The sequence below is a fragment of the Mycobacterium deserti genome (genome assembly GCF_025345615.1).
GTDB lineage: Bacteria > Actinomycetota > Actinomycetes > Mycobacteriales > Mycobacteriaceae > Mycobacterium > Mycobacterium deserti.
Window position 1 is genome coordinate 1 of record NZ_JAODWD010000006.1, and the last position, 17,289, is coordinate 17,289.

General features: G+C 66.0%; 14 protein-coding genes. 2 read left to right on the forward strand and 12 right to left on the reverse strand.

Translation table 11 applies throughout. The features are described 5' to 3' along the window. Together N4S67_RS22730 and N4S67_RS22735 are read left to right on the forward strand one after the other, a co-directional pair. The coding region (locus tag N4S67_RS22730; RefSeq protein ID WP_449288840.1) for a TPR repeat region-containing protein at nt 1-1,927 on the forward strand (1,927 nt) is incomplete at its 5' end. Next, nucleotides 1,924-2,886 carry a hypothetical protein gene (locus N4S67_RS22735; protein WP_260995308.1) on the forward strand — a complete coding sequence of 321 codons (963 nt, stop codon included), beginning with the start codon at nt 1,924-1,926 and terminating at the stop codon, nt 2,884-2,886. The genes N4S67_RS22730 and N4S67_RS22735, both read left to right, overlap by 4 nt. A 26-nt stretch (nt 2,887-2,912) precedes the next feature. Here N4S67_RS22735 and eccD read toward each other — a convergent pair whose 3' ends face one another. The 12 genes from eccD to N4S67_RS22795 all read right to left on the reverse strand — a co-directional run bounded on the left by eccD (nt 2,913) and on the right by N4S67_RS22795 (nt 17,058). Then, nucleotides 2,913-4,442 carry a type VII secretion integral membrane protein EccD gene (gene eccD, locus N4S67_RS22740; protein WP_260995309.1) on the reverse strand — a complete coding sequence of 510 codons (1,530 nt, stop codon included), beginning with the start codon at nt 4,440-4,442 and terminating at the stop codon, nt 2,913-2,915. Continuing rightward, nucleotides 4,439-5,839, reverse strand: coding sequence for a MinD/ParA family ATP-binding protein (locus N4S67_RS22745; RefSeq protein WP_260995310.1), 1,401 nt, complete (start codon nt 5,837-5,839; stop codon nt 4,439-4,441). The genes eccD and N4S67_RS22745 overlap by 4 nt, the downstream gene beginning before the upstream one ends. Nucleotides 5,840-5,936: 97 nt before the next feature. Continuing rightward, a complete protein-coding gene (locus tag N4S67_RS22750) occupies nt 5,937-6,224 on the reverse strand; it encodes a WXG100 family type VII secretion target (protein ID WP_260995311.1) in 288 nt (95 codons plus the stop codon). A gap of 31 nt (nt 6,225-6,255) precedes the next feature. Then, complete coding sequence (locus N4S67_RS22755) at nt 6,256-6,558, reverse strand: WXG100 family type VII secretion target (protein WP_260995312.1); 303 nt, start codon at nt 6,556-6,558, stop codon at nt 6,256-6,258. A gap of 87 nt (nt 6,559-6,645) precedes the next feature. Further along, entirely contained in the window at nt 6,646-7,950 is a 1,305-nt protein-coding gene (locus N4S67_RS22760) for a PPE family protein (protein WP_260995313.1), read from the reverse strand. A 50-nt stretch (nt 7,951-8,000) separates the two neighbouring features. Next, on the reverse strand, nt 8,001-8,294 hold the full coding sequence (locus N4S67_RS22765) for a PE family protein (protein WP_260995314.1): 294 nt from the start codon (nt 8,292-8,294) through the stop codon (nt 8,001-8,003). Nucleotides 8,295-8,440: 146 nt separating this feature from the next. Then, nucleotides 8,441-10,222 carry a type VII secretion protein EccCb gene (gene eccCb / locus N4S67_RS22770; RefSeq protein WP_260995315.1) on the reverse strand — a complete coding sequence of 594 codons (1,782 nt, stop codon included), beginning with the start codon at nt 10,220-10,222 and terminating at the stop codon, nt 8,441-8,443. A gap of 31 nt (nt 10,223-10,253) precedes the next feature. Then, nucleotides 10,254-12,485 (reverse strand): type VII secretion protein EccCa, encoded by a 2,232-nt coding sequence (gene eccCa / locus N4S67_RS22775; protein ID WP_260995316.1) that lies wholly within the window; start codon nt 12,483-12,485, stop codon nt 10,254-10,256. Next, entirely contained in the window at nt 12,482-13,963 is a 1,482-nt protein-coding gene (gene eccB / locus N4S67_RS22780; protein WP_260995317.1) for a type VII secretion protein EccB, read from the reverse strand. The genes eccCa and eccB overlap by 4 nt, the downstream gene beginning before the upstream one ends. Nucleotides 13,964-13,965: 2 nt before the next feature. Further along, complete coding sequence (gene eccA / locus N4S67_RS22785) at nt 13,966-15,687, reverse strand: type VII secretion AAA-ATPase EccA (RefSeq protein WP_260995792.1); 1,722 nt, start codon at nt 15,685-15,687, stop codon at nt 13,966-13,968. After that, on the reverse strand, nt 15,680-16,189 hold the full coding sequence (locus N4S67_RS22790) for a YbaB/EbfC family DNA-binding protein (protein ID WP_260995318.1): 510 nt from the start codon (nt 16,187-16,189) through the stop codon (nt 15,680-15,682). The genes eccA and N4S67_RS22790 overlap by 8 nt, the downstream gene beginning before the upstream one ends. Nucleotides 16,190-16,212: 23 nt before the next feature. Then, nucleotides 16,213-17,058, reverse strand: a complete 846-nt coding sequence (locus tag N4S67_RS22795; RefSeq protein WP_260995319.1) for an ESX secretion-associated protein EspG — start codon at nt 17,056-17,058, stop codon at nt 16,213-16,215. Between the last annotated feature and the right edge of the window lie 231 nt (nt 17,059-17,289).

Sequence of the window (17,289 nt, forward strand, 5' to 3'; positions counted from 1 at the left end):
TCAGCTCGAGGAGATCGTCAAGACGTCGAACTCGCAATCGAACGCCATAGCCGAGCGGCTCGGGAAGCTGGGCAAAGAGTTCCAGGCACTGGGCAACCAGCGATTCGCCGGGGACAAGACCGGCGGCGAAGATGACCCTCTCGGCGCGACGGACGAGAAGACAGAGGAAGCCGAGAAGCGGGAGAAAGACATCGAAGACCTCGTCCGTCGAGCGCTCGCCGGTGATGACGAGGCGGCGCGACAGGTGGACGACATCCTCGACGGGATTGACCCCAACCAACTGCATCCGCGGACCGATCCCAACAGCCCGAATGCCACGCTCCCGCCGCTACCGTTAAAACCTGACCAAGCCCAAGTGATCAGCCAGATGCAGCACCAGATGGCTGGCATGTCGCTCGATCAGCTCGTTGGCATCAAGAATGACTTGGGCGAACACGGTGACATCATCGGCGACTCAATGCAGGTGATGAGCGACCCCGACGTCAAGTTCCCCATCGTCATTGGTGAGCAATTTGAAGATCAAATTCCGCCCGGCATGGACACCGACGCCGCTACCGGGGGTACGGGGATGCTGCCGGCCAGCGTGAAGGACGCTATCGAGGCGCAGGCAGTCAGTCGAGAGCATACCGACCCGAACCTGCCCGTCCCCGTCACGACCTACCCCTCGGGCGATGACCTCAAGCAGGTCGCGGAGTTGATCAAGGCCGGTGACGCAGAATTCCAGCAGGGCTCCGAGTTGGACCGCACCATGATGGATCGCGCGGTGGACGTGTTGCACGGCGCCGAGCAGGAGAACAAGGACTACTTCAAAACCTCCAACCCCGAGGGTGACTCGATCGTTCAGGACATTTTCAACTCGGCAGGTCGCGACAAGATTGTCAGTCACGACATGATCACCGAGCCGAACTCGACCTTCCTTGACGACGTTGCCCGCCACGAATGGACGGACAACGGTGCTTCGGTCCGGACGCTCACCGACTGGGTCAACGCGGACGCGACGTCCGCTGATCAAGATGTCGCCAGGCGGGCGGGCGAAACGGCCAACGCACTGTCGTCGTACCTGGGCGACAAGGGCGACGAACTATTGAATCTCAAGCATCCCGGTGGCCCGGGTTTGCCGGGTGGTTTCGGGGTGGAGGAAGACATCACCGTCGGGCAGATGAATCCGGACCTCGTGCAGGGGTGGGGTCATGCACTCGATCCATATCAGAAAGCGATGCTCGGCGACGGCGAGCTGCCAGGATTCGAAGTCGTTCCAGGAACGGCCAATTCAGACTTCACCGAGATGCGCAACATCTTCGCTGTGATGGATTCAGACAAGACAGCGGCGACGGCGTGGAATGAAACCGCATACGACCACATCCTCGACTACCAGCGGCATCCGGATTACAACAACCTGGCCAACGCCGGGGCACTCCTGGGTGTCATCGACTCAGCGGCGGTGCAGGAGATGGAGTCACGCGGCGCCAACAATCTGGAGAATCAGAAGGACGCGTACAACATCAAGAAGGCGGCGCTGGGCGCTGCCCTGGGCTGGCCGGCGGGGCAGATACCGGGTGGCGTCGGCGGCACGCTAGCAGAGTTGACCATCAAGGGCATGATCGGTAGCGAGCCCACACTCCAATCCGTGCAATCGAATGCGTCCACCACAACGGTGGCGGATGCGATGAATCAGACGAACTATTACATCGCCGAAGGTCTGGTGAAGGGCGATCCCAACCTCGGCGAGATGGCCGAGTACGTGAACCGCGATGGGACATTGAAGAAGCCTGAGGACATCCCGCCGAATCAACTGCGCGACTACTACCTCGACATGCAGGAGTATGTACAGGAACGCGGCTTCGCGAACGCGATGAACACCTTTTACACGCAGTACCAGAACGCCGGCGGCATCAACGTTCCGGAAGGATTCAAGCCAGGCGGATGAAGCATACGACGAACCTGCTCGGCATCCTGGCGGCATGCATCATCGCCGTATCTGCTTGCGGCACCGCACCTCCCGAGCTCCCGCCCGATTCTCCACCGGCGATGTCTCAGCTGCTTGCCAGCGACGAGGCCGATGATGTCCTCAACCGGTTAACGACCTACGCATGGGACGACGATGGCGCCGCCGCGGCAACGCGCTTCACTTGGATCGGCGCTGACGCCCATGCAACTGAGGCCGGCGCCGCGTCGCAGGCCAACCAGGCCGCGGCCGTGCTCGCCGAGTTCCTCCTGACCCACCACAACAACCTGACCGCGATCAAGTCCGGGTTCCTCGGGTCCTCAAAGGTCACTGCAGCACAACTAAATCCGCTCCTTATTAGAAGCTACGCCACCGCCCTGGCACCCTACATCAAAGACCTGGCCGGTGGTCAGGACGCCGCCTTCCAGGCGCCTCGAACCCAGGTCTCGGACGACCCCTCAGCCTTGCGGGGGCTCCTGTCGGTGCTCGTTGCTGATCCTGAGGCAGGTCGCTTGATCGCCGAATCCGTTCAGTCCGCAGCCGAGATGTACGAGGATTACGCGGCCTCAGCCGCGTCGGATAGTGATGAGTCTGTCACCGACCTGAGAGCGGCGGGTTCGCTTCTGGGTGCCGTCGCCGGCGCGGCTCGGCAGACCGGCGCAGAAATTCCGGTAAGTACAGGCGGCGAGGCGCTCAACGACATGGCTGTCCGGACGGCCTCGACCCTGCTGCGATCCGACCCCAACCCTGGAGAAGTCGGCAAGTACGTGCGTGGCGGAAAGCTAATGCCGCCAGCCGAAGTAGAGCGCGAGTTCTCGAAGAACGCGATGCGCACCTACTTCCTGGATCTGCAGGAGTATCTGTCCGATAGGGGCTTTGGCGACGGCCTGAGCGCTTTCAACAATGCGTTCCGGACCAGCTCGGGCGAGGACGTTCAGTAGACGCTTCGCTTCGGTCCGTCTTGCGATCAGAAGCGCAGGTTTCGCAGCATGTCGTACACGCTGGAAATCCACAACAGCAGTGGGATCGTCGCCGCGATCGCCGCACCGTCAAGCAATTCGAAGATCCGCTTGGTCACCGGAGACACTCGACGCACGCTGCTCGACGCACCGATGATGATCAGCGCTACGATCCCCGCCGCCAGATAGAGGGCCAGTGCCAGCCAGGCGCTGTCCGGCCACCACAGGCTCAGTTTCACCATCACACCCGTCGGGATCGCGACCACCGCCGCCAGCAGCGCCCAGGCACACCAGCGTTCGGCATACAGCCGCGACCGGAACGCACAGATCGACATCACCAGGCCGGCGACGATCATGCTGTGCACGAAGAAATGTCCCTGCACCACAACCGCAATAGCGCCGATCGATAACACCAACGCACCCGCGGTCACGAACCCGATCAGCAGCCGTTTGGCCAACTCGCTGCGTTCGTGCAGTCGCGCCGCTGAATCGGGAACCGACGCGATGATCGCCTGCCAGGTCGGCGATTCGTCATCCGGTGTCTCGGTCGTCGCGACCGGGTCGAGCAGTTCCTCGTTGCCTACCGTTTCGCCCGGTGCGGGAATCGGCGGCAGCGCAATGCGCGCCACAGCCACAGTCAATTTCGCCGCGTTCGTCACCACGATCAGCCCGAACGCGATGGCACCCGCCGGGACCCAGTACTGCCAGCCGTATCCAAAAGCAATGGCCGCCAACGTCGCCGCGATCGACGTCACCGCAAAGAACGACGACAATTCCGCCCGCTTACGCGGGCCACCACGAGTCGCCAACGTCAGCAGCAAGAGCACCGCTGCAGCGCCCGCGGCCTGCGGCGCGCCCAACCCGTCGACACCCTCCGGCAGCGGCACCGCCAACGCCGCGGCGCCGGCAAGCACCGGCGCGCACGCGACAAGCAGACTCTCCGTCATGTCGATGTTGGAGTAGCGGCTCTTGGCCAACATGCTGCCACCCAGCAAGCCGAGGCCCAGCACAGCGAGCGCCACGGCCCACCACCAGTCGTGCCCGGTACGCGACCACGCGACGAGCGTCATCACCGTCAAGGCCAGCGCCGCCAGCGGGAGTGCTAGGCCGACAAAACGATTCAGCGCAGACCGATCGAACTCCGGCGACTCGTCGAGCACCGCGATCGCATCGATCACATCCTCGACGAGCGGCCGGTACCGTTCAGTGCGGCTGACCGACACCAGCGTCAGCAGCGACCCGTCGACCACTCCCGCGTCGTCAAGCGACTCACTGGCCTTCAGTGGCGGGGCGCCTGGTCGCGCGAAGGCCCACACCCCCTGCGCGGTGAAGTCGAAACCGGCCAGCACGTCCTTCGGAGTGTCCTCCAACAGGTCGGCCAGTACCGATACGGTTTCGTCGATGTAGGTCTCGATCGGCGCCGATGCCGGCAGCACCAGGTCGGTCATCCGCCGGCCGGTCAGTATCGTCACGCGCGTGGTCGACGGTCGACCCGGCGTCACGCTCGAGGTGGCTGCTGCTGCGGCGGTACTGGTCAACGACGTTCTAGCCTGTCGAAGTCGTCGGACAGCGCCGCCGCCAGTTCGATGATGCGTCGCTGGAATGTCTTGCTGAGCAGGTCCAGCTGGATCTCGGTGCCCGCGGCGATGTGCTTGTCGAACGGCAACACGAGGACGCGGCCCGGCGGCACATGTCGCTCGAACTGCTGCACCAGATCTTCGACGTCGATGTTCGGCTTGCCCGGCACCACGTGGTTGATCACCACGCAGGACCGACCGAGCAGATCCTGATATCCGTTCTGCCGCAACCAGTCCATGGTGATAGCCGCTTGCCGCGCGCCGTCGATCGACGCACTGGCCACGATCACCAGACCCGACACCGTCGACAGCACGCCGCGCGCCGCCGGCTGGAACAGCCCGGCTCCACAGTCGGCGAGCACCAGGTTGTAGTAGCGCGACACAATGCTCGTCGCACCCTTCCAGTCCTCGTCGTTGAACTCTCGCCGCGCCGCGCTGTAGTCCTCCGACGACAGCACTTCGAGGTTCGAGCCGTTCATGCTCGTGTAAGCACGAATATCGTTGTAGCGCGCCAATTCCTTGTCAGAGAGCAGGTCCGCGATGGTCGCGGCCGACTGCCGGCCCGCACGATCGGCGAGGTTGCCGCCGTCCGGATCCGCGTCGACAGCCAGAATGCGGTCACCGCGCACCTTCGCCAGCGAGGACCCCAAGGCCACGGTCACCGCCGTCTTGCCGACGCCGCCCTTCAGGCCGAAGATTCCGATCTGGTACGAGTCGCGGGCATTTCGGCGGATCCGGGTGTGTAGATCCAATTCGTAGATCTCGTCGGGCGATAGCCCCATGTTGATCCGCGTCAGCAGATAGAGCACGTGCCGCCAACCGCGCTGCGACGGCATCTTGACCGCCGACTTCACCCCGACGTGCGACAGCGCGTCGATGGCGCGATGGTTGCCGATGGTCGCCGCCGAGGTCGGCGTGGGCTGAGCGACCGACTGACCGGGCCGCCAGGTGCTCTTGTCGGATTGGGCGTCGGCGAAGTGCTGCGACGGCGCGGGCGCGGGCGCGGGACGCGGTGGTGGCGTCGGCGCCGCACGCGGCTGCTCGAAACGCGCGCCGGCCGGACCCGTGGATTTCGGCGCCCGCATCATGCCGTTGGCCTGCTGACGCTGGGGTGCGGCTGCCCGCGTCGGTGGCATCTGGGTCGTGATCTCCGACTGCCGCGGCGGCGGGGCAGGGGTGGCCTGGGTCTGGTTCGAGGCGACCGGCATTGAAGGCGAAGTGGCCTCGGTGCGCGCTGGTCCACCTGTGTTCGTCGGCGTCGCCGCCCCCTTGGAAGCGTCGGACTCCGCGCCTTGGTCGTCGGCTGTCTTCACGACGTCGCCCGGGGGGTGGAAGAGCCGGTCATAGTCGGCCGACATGGGTACCTCTCAAATGGTTGATGCACTCAGCGAAACACATTAGGTGGGCGGGATCGCCCCCTAGGACAAGCCCGCCCACCCGCGTGTAACTCTCGTGTTAGGCGAACATGCCGGTGACGCCGGCTTCGGTCTGGGCCATGGTCGAACCGGCCTCGCTGATGGTCTGCGCCAGGTTCTGCAGCGCGGCGTTGAGCTCGGCCGAGGTACTGTCCCAACGCATCTGGACGGCCTGGTATGACTCCGAGCCGCTGCCGCCCCACACCGAGGCGAGCGCGGCGAGCGAGCCCTTGCCCTCGTCGAGCAGGCCCGCGGTGGTGCCGACGGCGCCCTGGATCTCGCCTGCTCCGCCTTCGATTCCGGCGAAGTTCCATACCTGTTCACTCATGTGTTTTCTCCGTTTCTGTAAGTCGTTGAGGTCAGATGTTCATTGCCGACGCGAAGGAACCGGCCTGGTCCTCGTCGGTGGTGGTGTACTGCATGCCGGACGTGTGGATGTTCGCCGAGATGTCGTTCAGTTCCTGAACCTGACGCGCGGCGGCCTCGTGGAAGCGCATCAGCGCCGCCTGCGCGGCGGTGCCGGCCTGACCGACCATTTGGGCCGACAGCGCGCCGGCGGTGGACTCGACATGCGAGATGACGCCCTTGAGCTCTCCGGAGATCCGCTCGAAGTTAGCTGCCTCCTTGGCGAGGACAGCGGCATCGGTATTCATCTGTGCCATGCTGGATACTCTTTCTTTCTTCCTGTGTCCTCACCACGGGAATGGCGAGTCTTTCCGGTCAGGTGACCGGGAAGTCTGTGTCGGCGACTACCAGTCGTCGCCTTCGTCTTCACCTAGGTCCTGGGGCAACACCGACGGCGCCGTCAGCCCCTGCTTGTTGCCGCCGCTCGAACCGCGTTGGCCCATGCCACCCATCGGGCCCATTCCTCCGCCGGCACCGACGGGCGCCAGGCCCGCACCGCCCGCGCCTGCGCCCGCTCCCGCTGGCCCGACGGCGACAGGCTTCGTCTCGCCGATGAGGCCCGCCATCAACGGTGTCCGCGCCGCGGTGCCGCCGGCCCCCGGTAGTGAGGCCGCGCGCACCAGCCCCGCACCGGAGGTCGCACCCGAACCCCCCGCGAGCGGATGGTTCGACAGCGGGCTGGCTCCGATCAACCCCATTTGAGCCTTCTCGCTGCCCATGCTGCCGAGCTGGCCGAACATCGACGTCACCTGCTGCAACGGCTGGGTCAGCTGCTGCATCGGCTGGGTCACCATCTGCATGCCCTGCTGGGGCAGCTGGGTCAGCATCGAGCCCAGCTGCGACGCCATCTGCATACCCATCTGCATGCCTTGCTGCATGCCCTGCTGCATCTGGTCCTGCCCGGCCACCTGCTGCGCGGTGTTTTCGGCCTTCTGCACCTGACCCTCGGCGCGCTGGGCGGCCATATTGCCCTGCGCCACTGCGCGTCCGGTCATCAGCCCCGCCGACTCGACGGTGGCCTGCGCGCTGACGTGCGCCATCGCCGCGTTGCGAAGTGCCGCTGCCGGCGCCATCGCGGCGGCCTGTCCGATCGCCGCGCTGGCCGCGCTCTCCCCGACGCCCGGAAGCACAATCGGCTTCATCGGCAAGATCGGCTCGAACATGATGTTCATCGCCGTCTCCGCCTGATAGGCGTCCATCACCGCGGCCGCCTGGTTCCACATGCGAACGAAGTAGTCGAACTCGTTGACCCCGATCGGCACGGTGTTGATGCCGAGGAAGTTCGTGGCCTCCAGAACCGCATGGGTGATGTGGTTCTGCTCGATCTCCACCAGCGGCGGCGTGGTGGCCATCGCCAGGCTGTACGAATTCGCCTGCGCCGTGGCCTGCAACGCACGCTTCTGGGCTTGCATCGCCACTGTGCGTAGCCACACCACCATGGGCATGGTCGCCGAGACGGCGCGCTCGCTCGCCGATCCGCTCCAGGTCGAGGTCAAATTCGCCAGGCTGGCGGCCAGTTCGTCGGCCTGCGTCTCCAGCGAGATCGCGAAAGCTTCCCAGCCCGCAGCGGCCTGAAGCATCGGCGCTGGCCCAGCGCCGGCCATCAGCCGCCCAGTGTTGAGCTCTGGCGGCATTGCATGCCAGAACATCGTCTATTACTTCCTCGCCCGGTGTGTGTCGGAGGTCGTCGGTTGGCAGATCAGAAGGTCGCGGCGTTGGCGCCGTCGACCGCGGTGTAGATACCCGCGGCCTCCATGTAGGCCGCGCCCGCCCGGGCCATCTCCTGCTGCGCGAACGTGTTCATCGCCATCGCCTCGACGCCCTCCGCGGCGAAGGCCAGCGCGGCTTGCGCCGAGACCTCGTCAGCCCCGGCCGGCACCAGCGCGGTGACCTCGGCGGTAGCGACCGTGCCGGTCGCCAGACCACGAACACCATTTGCGACTACCTGCGCTCCGACGCCCATGGCGCCCGGGTTGTGCTCTAACGGTTGCATTTGCGGTGACTCCTCGCGTTCGGGTGTAATGCCTGCGTATTGCATTTTCGCAAGACTCAGCACGTGTTGCCACAGAGCTCGGAATCGTTCCCCCGACCCCTTTGCTGGTGCCTCGCTGCCAGCTTTGCTGACCGTCTCGTAATATCCTAACCGCCGTGTGGGGGTGCTGCTAACACTTCTTCTTCCGGTGGATCCACATAGGCCGCCTGAATGACCTCCTTGCCATCGGGCGATACGAGAAATGCCTGGCCAGGGGGCCGGCGTTTGAGCTTGATCTCGCTGGACGGAAACTCTTGTTTCTCGCCGGACAGGAACATCGTCGGTGAACCGGCGCCGTACGCGGCGCCGACGAACTTGTCCATGGTTGCTCGGTGCGCCTGGCTCATCTGACAGGTCACGATGATGTGCAGTCCGATGTCGGCCGCGGCGGGCAGCAACGGAAACAGCGGCGCCATCGGTGGCAACACACCACTGGCCGCGACGATCATGTGCCAGTCGTCGACGAGCAGCACGACGTCCGGCCCGGTCCACCACGACCGCGCGCGGAGCTGGGCGGTGGTGAGGTCGGGCGGCGGCAGCCGCTTCTTGAGGTTGATGGCCAGCGCCTTGATCGCCTCTTCCAACGTCGCGTTGTTGCGATTGACCGCGCCGGCGTCGAGAAGGTGGCTGTCCGGGACGGCGTCGAGAAGGCCCGACCGGTAGTCGGCCAACATGAACCGCACCTGCTGCGGGCTGTTGCGGGCGCAGATCGCCTCGGCGATCGCGTGCGCGATACGCGTCTTCCCGGACTTCGGCGCCCCGAAGATCAGCTGGTGCGGCGTCATGTACATGTGGTTGTAAGCGACCGTCAGGTCCGCCTCGCGGATACCGAGCGGCACCGTCCACCGCGTGCGGTAATCCGCCTCGGGGCCCGGCGGGGCCGGATCGAGCTCGCGTAGATAGATGCGCTCGGGCAAGACACGCACCTTCGGCGCCTGCTCGGTGGTGCCGGACGCGATCATCTGCACCGCCTCCGACATTGCGGCGACGAGATTGTCGGCGCTGTGCACGCCGTCGTGTCGCGGCACCCCCATCATCAGGTGGTGCTTCTCCATCGAGACGGCGCGGCCGGGTCGGTTGGCCGGAATCTCGCGGGTGATGCGGTCGATCTGGGTCTCGTTGACATCGCCGAGCCGGAACTCGACCTTGGTGCCCAAGTAGTCGCGCACGCGTGACTTCAGCTCGGTCCACCGTGGCGTGGAGATGACGGTGTGCACACCGAACGCCAGGCCCTGGCCGGCGAGGTCCTGCACGATGGGCTCGAGGTCGGGGAACTCCGCGACGAACGCCGGCCAGCCGTCGATCACCAGGAACACGTCGCCGAACGGGTCGGCGGACGCGGGGTGGTTCGGATCGTCGCGCATCTGCCGGTAGGCCGCCATCGAGCCGACGCGATACTGCTTGAACGTCGCTTCACGTTGTCGCAGAACGGCTTTCATCTCGGCAACGACGCGCATGACCCGGTCGGGTTCGGACCGGGTTGCAACACCGCCGACGTGCGGCAGGTCCTCGAGGTAAATAAGGCCGCCGCCGCCGAGGTCGACGCAGTAGAACTGAACCTGCCGCGGAGTATGGGATGCCGCGGCCGACAGAACCAGTGTCTGCAGGAACGTCGACTTGCCGGTCTGCGGTGCGCCGCCGACGGCGATGTTGCCGCCTGCTGCCGAGACGTCGATGCCCCACACCTCTTGGCGGTGCCTGCGCGGCTCGTCCATGATGCCAAGCCCGAACCGCAACGGCCGGCGCTGATGATCGCGTTCGACCAGTTCGTTGACCGGCGTCGGATCCGTCAACGGTGGCAACCACATCCGATAGGCGCGGATTTCGCCGGTGGTGAGCTGGTCGAGGACGACCTCGCGCAGCACTCTCTGCTCGGATTCGATGGTCATGCGCGATCCGCCTTCGGCTCCTCGCTTGAACTCATGAGCTCGCCGCCGCATCCATGATCGGTGCCGCCGTGAACTGGTGGATCCGCATGCGGCTCTGATTCGTCACTCGCGGCTTCGCTTCGCCGTTCTGCTGAACCGGCGCCGTGGGCACGTAGTTCGTGCCGGTGTACACGCTGTGGAACTTGACCGGGTCCTCCATGCCGACCCGCAGGAATCCCACGCCGCTTTCCTTGTTGGTGATGTACTGCGCCTCCGGCGTCCCGATCACCGCCTTGGATTCCGCTGAACTGGTGGTACGCAACGCGATCCGATAGGTGAGGTTGGGTTCCAACTTGTCGATGCGCACGCCGCCGGTGTTCAGCGACTGCGTGGCGAGCAGCAGGTGCACCCGCAGCGACCGGCCCACGCGGCAGATGCGGTCGAACAGTTGGATGAAGTCCGGATGGTTCTGCAGCAGCTCGGCGAACTCGTCGACGACGACGAAAAGCGTTGGCAATGGCGGAAGGTCCGCACCACGCTCGCGGTGCTTCTCATACTCGGCGACACCGGACAGCGCGCCCGCCGCCCCGACCTGCATGCCGGCCTGCCGCAGGATCGACTGCCTGCGGTCCAGCTCGCCGCTGAGCACCTCACCCATGCGGCTGACCAGCTCGGCTTCCTCTTCCATGTTGGTGACCACCGCCGCCGTGTGCGGCAGTTTCTCCATACCGAGGAACGTCGAGCCGCCCTTGAAGTCGGTGAGTAGCAGGTTGACTTGGTCGGGGTGGTGCGTCGCGGCGAGCGAAAGGATCAGCGTGCGCAGGAACTCCGACTTACCGGAACCCGTTGTGCCGATCAACATCCCGTGCGGACCGGCGCCGAACTCCGCACCTTCCTTGATGTCGAGGTACATGATGTCGCCGGTCTTGAGCTCGTGGCCGAACGGGATGCGCAGCCTGTCTCGGTCGGTGTCGGTGAACATCCGCCACCGGCTCGGGGTCACTTCCTCGATGGTCTGCGCGTCGACAAGCTGGTGCCATTCGGTGGCGACCTTCTTCTGTACCCGCACGCTCTTGTCGATGATCGTGCCGGTGATCGACCAGCCGGCCAGCTTACGGGCGATGCGGCCCGCCTGCGACGGCGTCATCGTGTCGGTCACCGTCGTCACAAGGCGGAACGATTGATTGGGCAGCCGGTCATCGGCGGTGCCGTCGGCGTCCACCCGGATCCGGTACGCCGACCCGCGGTGGTTGCCGAGCGTGATCACGGTGACACCGGCGCGCCCGTCGACCGGGAATCCGGCCTTGCCGCCGGTGAGATCGACGACGACGACGTAAGGCCCACTGGGCGTGGCGTCGGCGGTGTGCGGTCCGCGGGCCGTCAGATCGCTGAGCCCGTCGGGCCGGGTGAACACCAGCCGCGTCGCGCCCGCGGCGTCGGTGTCGTTCTGGTGCTGCACGTGCGGCAACCACTTGACCCACGACCAGTTCGGGTCCTCAGGGTTGTCCGTGAGCACGCGGATCTGCAACAGGTCCGGCGGGTGGAACACCGCCAGGTGGCAGATCATCGCGGTCAGCAGCCCGGCGGCACCGGCCGGGTCGCCGCCGATGGCGATGGTCGGAAACGTCCGCAGCTGCACCAGTTTCGGGCATTCGTGAATCAAGCCGTGGGTGCGTAGGAATTTCGTCACCCACATGTGGCTCACCGGCTCGAGATGCGGCTGCGGCGCGCCCTGCGGCCCGGCCAGTTCGCCGCCCACCGCCGGCTTCAGCAGCCGGTCGACCGCCGGTTCGGCGCCGAGCCCGATGCGGACGGCGGCATAGAAGTCCGCGTTGGCCGGCCGCGACCACTGCCGGTGGGTTCCGATGATCGACAGCAGATCGTCGGGATGCGGTGCGTGGTAGTTGAAGAACGTCACCTGCGCCGCCGCCGACGACGTCACACGTGTGCGCAGCCCAGCCAGATACCGGAGATATTCCTTGCGGTCGGCGTTGATTTCGGGCACCCGCTTGCCGCCAGGCCCGCCACCGGCCATGAACCCGACGGTCGCCATCACCATCATCAGCGGCATCATCAGCATGTACGGCGACAGCTGGCGGATGCCGGTGAAGATCATGATGACGATCATTCCGATCATGCCGCCGCCCATGACCCAGGGCAGTGCCTTCTGGATGCCCGACGGCGGGATCTCGACGCCCAGGTCGTCGGGCGGCGTCACGTTGATCTCGCCGGGCGTCAACCGCGGCCCGCGCTTGATGATCGGGGTGAACTTCTTGGTGGTCATCCGCCGCCTCCGGTGTTCGACGTCGCGGGCTGGGCGGCGCCGTTGACGCCTTCGCTGATCTTGCGCGGGTTGGGATCTGGGGGCAGAGTGTCGTGCTCGACGAGCGCGGCCTCCTTGGACAGCAGCGGCCCGTCGACAAGCAGGCCGACGACTTGCCACGGTGCGGTCTTCGGTCCGCTCAGGCCGAGATTATTGCCCGTCTCCTCGTTAGGGAGTCCGTATCGGACGCCCTGGGGATCGATGTAGTACAAGCTCTCGCCGTAGCGGGGGTCGGGCGACTGCAGCCGGATGTACTGGCCGCCGTCGATGTAAACGGTTGAGTCGCCGCCGATCTGGTCGATACCGGTGTTCATGGCCGACGACGGGATCGGCAGGTGCCGGCCCGCGATCACGGTGGTCTTCGGCGTCTGGTCGCCCGGTTCGCGCTGCCACGCCCAGCACAGCGTGGGATCGTCCTCACGCAGCAGGATGTCGAGCGGTTTGTCCGGCAGCGGTGAGGCGAAGACCTGTTCGGCAATCCTCGCGACCACGCTGGCCTCCACCGGTGGCGGTGCGATCAGGCCGTAGGAATTGGTGGCGCGCAACGCCGCCGCAGTCGTGTCGTTCACGCGCGCGATGCCGTCGGGGAGGACGACGAAGTGCTGTTCGCCGTCTTCTGTCAACGCCTTGAACACCGCGCCGATCACCAAATTCTGCGGCAGCCCAACCGTGTTCGGCTCACCGGTGCGCGGAATGTCGGGAAGTCGCCATGGCCCGGCATTCGGCAGCGCATTGAACAGGCCCTCGGAGATCGGCGTCGCCTTGGCCGTCACCGGGATGCCCACCGCCGAGGTGACAGCGCGGTCGGCGAGGTCGACGTCGTGGCGGCCGTCGTCGGTGATCAGCCAGTTGTTGTCCTTGTACGTCACGAGCATGCCCTGGTCGGGGCGCATCGCACCGACCGACGCATCCATCTGCAGCGGGCGCGCGATGACCGACGTCTCCACCTCGGGCGCCACGCTTTCCGGCTTGGTGACGGTGTCGCACAACGTCCACATCGAGTTGGCGCCCCCGAGCGGCGTGGCGTACGGAGCGCCGGGGATACCGATCGGCTGGCCCTTCGGCATCCGGTTCAGCTCGTCGGACTTCACGGCCACCGGGGTGCCGGCATTGCCGAGCACCAGCCGCGCCGACGTCAGGTTGTACACCGGGCGCAGCTGACCGGTGCCGGGGATCGTGACGTAGAGCTGATTGGTGGTGCGGTCCACCAGAAGCGTGTCTGTGCCGCGCTTTCCGAGCGGTTTGAAGTAGGCCAGCAGCGCTGCACCCAGGCAGATGAGCACCGCGATGATGACTCCCGCGAACACCGCGCGGCTGTAGAACTGCAGCGGATCGTCGAACATCCGGGTGTCCCGGCGCACGATCGCGTGCTCGACGCGGCGCAGCAGGAAGCGCCAACCGCTGACCTGCACCTTGGTGGTGAGCCGGAAACTTGCCATGTCTACTCGCCGATACTCAATCGTGCGTGCACTGCCGAAATCGCCGCGGCCATGTCGTCGCCGTTGATCTCGCTGAGCTCTTCCACGCCGAGGCTGTCGAAGTCCAGCGAGCGGGCGAGCCGCATGTCGCGGTTCTGCTCACCGGCCTCCACCAGCTGCCGGGCGTATCGACCATTGCCCGCGATGTCCAACGCCGGCTTGCCGTTGAGCGCCCGCTGACTCAGCAGCGTCGCCGCCTCCAGAATTCGCTTGCCGGCCTCCTCGTCCAGTGACGAATCATTGGCTTTGGCAATCACTTTTGCGATGTCCACGATCTCGTCCGGCGAATAGGAGTCGAACTCGATACGGGTCGCGAAACGCGACCGCAGGCCGTCGTTGGATTCGAGCAACCGGTCGATGTCGGCGCTGTACCCGGCGATGATCACCACGAGCCGGTCTCGGTCGTTCTCCATCCGGGCGAGCAGGGTATCGAGCGCCTCGGTGCCGAACGGGTCGGCGCGCCCGTCGCGCTCCTGCACCAGGGTGTAGGCCTCGTCGATGAACAACACCCCGCCGACGGCACGGTCGATGGTGCGGCTGGTCTTCACCGCCGACTGGCCTTCGTACTCGGCGACGAAATCCTTGCGGGACGACTCGACGAGCTTGGGTTCAGAGATCACGCCAAGCCCGGCGAGGATGCTGGCCACAACACGGGCGATCGTGGTCTTGCCGGTGCCCGGTGGGCCCGCGAAGATCATGTGCTTGGACGCCTGGGCGACCTTCATGCCCCGCGCCGCGCGGATCCTGGCCATCTGCGTCGCCGCGCGATACGCCTCGATCTGCTCCTTCACCCGGGTCAACCCGATCTGGCGGTCGAGTTCGGCCTGAGCCTCGGCCAGCAGCGCGTCACGTCCGGATGTGTCGGCCACGATGCTGGCGGCGTCCCACGGATCGCTGCGTGAGGCGATCTTCTCCGGCGTGGTGGTCACCAGGCGGTAGGTCGGATCGCGCAGCGCCGCAGTCACTTTCGGCTCAGGATGGGTCGCCTGCAGCCACTCCAGCAGCGCCACGGCCGCTTCTTCGTTGCCCTGGCTGCGACGGGTCATCGCCAGGAACCACGCGATCGCAGGTGCGCACGCCTCGCCGGCCGGTGAGGAGTTCGACTCGGTCAGCCGTCGCTCGGCCTCGGTGAACAACCCGAGGTTGGCGGCCGCCACGCCGTGCGCAACACCGGCGGCGGCGGCCAAGAACTTGTCAGGCCACGCGCCGGCGCCCTTGACCTGGTCGATGACATCCGTCCACCGCTCGGCGGCCCCGTAGATCACGGCCTTGACCCACGACACCAGGTGCTCCGCGCCCGCCGACGGAACGTCTTCCAGCGCCTCCATCGCGTCGGCGTAATTCCCGATCGACGCCTCATGCACCGCGAAGCCCATCGTGATCGCCAGCGGCGAGTTGATCGGATACGTGATGTCGCCGAACAGCCCGCCGATCGGAACTCGGGCGTTGAGGCTGTTCATCGAGATCTCGGCGGCCCCGGCCAGTTGGCCGAAGTTGGACCGCGAATACCAGGCGCGGAACAGCGTCACGCGGTCGGTGTCGCCGCAGCGGATGCGGCCAACCCATGCGTCACAAGCGGTTTCGTCGAACGTGGTGATCTCGGTGAACATTTCAAACGAGCGCGAGGGGGAACTGGCGAGCATTCCGACCGCGCTGCCGAACAGGCTGGAGAGGTGATCAGTCATGGTCACCCCCATATCTTGTCGCGAAGACCTCGGCCTGTGCTGCCTGGGCCTGTTCCGGGGTGGGCAGGTCCAAGTCGCGGGTCAGGAAGTCTCGGGTGGCCGCGTCGTCGTGCCCCTGTTCGCGCATCCCGTCGAGCATGTACGCGTACTGCGCGGACTTGGCGTCCTGCGTGGCCAGCCGCGCGATCACGACGATCTCGTCGGCGAGATCGGCTTCGGTCATATCGGCGACCTTCGGCGACAATTCGATGTGCTGGACGCGGCCGTCCATGTACGTCGTGACCGTGACGGTGCCCGGCGGGTTGGTGACGGTGTGCATGGGCAGTACGACATCCTCGACTGCGGCGTTGGGCGGCGGCAGCGGCTCGTCGGGCGGGTAGATCGGCGCGAAGTCGAGCGCGTCGAGGTCCGAACCGCCGGCAGTGTCGCCGACGTCGAAGAAATCGAGCGCGGACAAATCGTCGCGCTCGTCGTCGGAGTCGTCGGGGTGACGCTCACCCACTAGCCGGCCTTTCTTGCGCGCATTCAGTCCCCGTTCAGCGCCGCGTCGCTGTGGTCGAACCACTTGCCGGACGGCAGGAACCCGATCAGCCCATCGAGCGCGCGCTGCAGGTTCTCCTTGGATCCGGGCAGGAAGCTGCCGTAGAGCTCGCCGTTGACGCGCCGCGGAATGGACACGATGCGGCCCTGCCGGGCGTCGAGGACACCGGCCGCGACGTCGGTCTGGGTGAACGTCCCGCCGGGATGACGCTCCACCGCGGTGATCTCCACCCACCCGGCGGGATCGGCGATGATCTCCGCATACGCCCGTGCCGAGGCCGGCGCGATGCCGTATTGCGTGAGCTGGTTCGCATTCCTGCTCTCGGCCAGTTTGCTCGCGACCCCGGTCAACGGTTCGACGTCGGCAGCCGTGGCCGTTCCGAGCACCGTCGTCACCATTCCGGCGAGTCCGACCTGCGGTGCGACGCGCTGCAAGACCAGCATGTCGCCGTCGCGGGCGGCCACCACATGGCGATTCCCCTTGCGGCACACCACAAACCGCACCATCTTGCCGCCGAGGTCACGCCGCCACCAGCGCGCTTCGAGGGTGCGCTCGGCACGGCTGAGCGTGTCGATCATCGCGGCGACCTCCGGGTGGGGCTGGCCGAACACGTCGAGCACGCCCTGTGCGGTGAGATCGCGGGCCACCTGCTCCCAGACGATGTTGCGCAGGTCCGGTTGGGGGATGTTCAGGCGGATTCCCAGCGACGGCGGGAAGTCCGACAGATGCAGGCGGTCGGCGATGACCAACATGCCGTCGATGGTGACCTCGACGCCGACCACGTCGTCGATGTGCGTCGCGTCGGGCCGGGCAGCGTGCGGACCACTCATCGCCGGACCGGCCGCGCCGGAGCGCCGAGCCCACCACGACGAGCGGTCGCGGTGCGCATCTGGCCAGTGGACATGGACCCCTCTCCCTACATCTCCACGTGCGGACCCAAACCTAGCGAGCACGGGCCTCCACTGGGTCCACTCGGCGGGTCGGATTCTGGTTCGCGCTGACGGCGGTATTGATACTTTGCCGCCCAGCGCAACACGCCCAGTTGACCCAGCCAGGAAGAC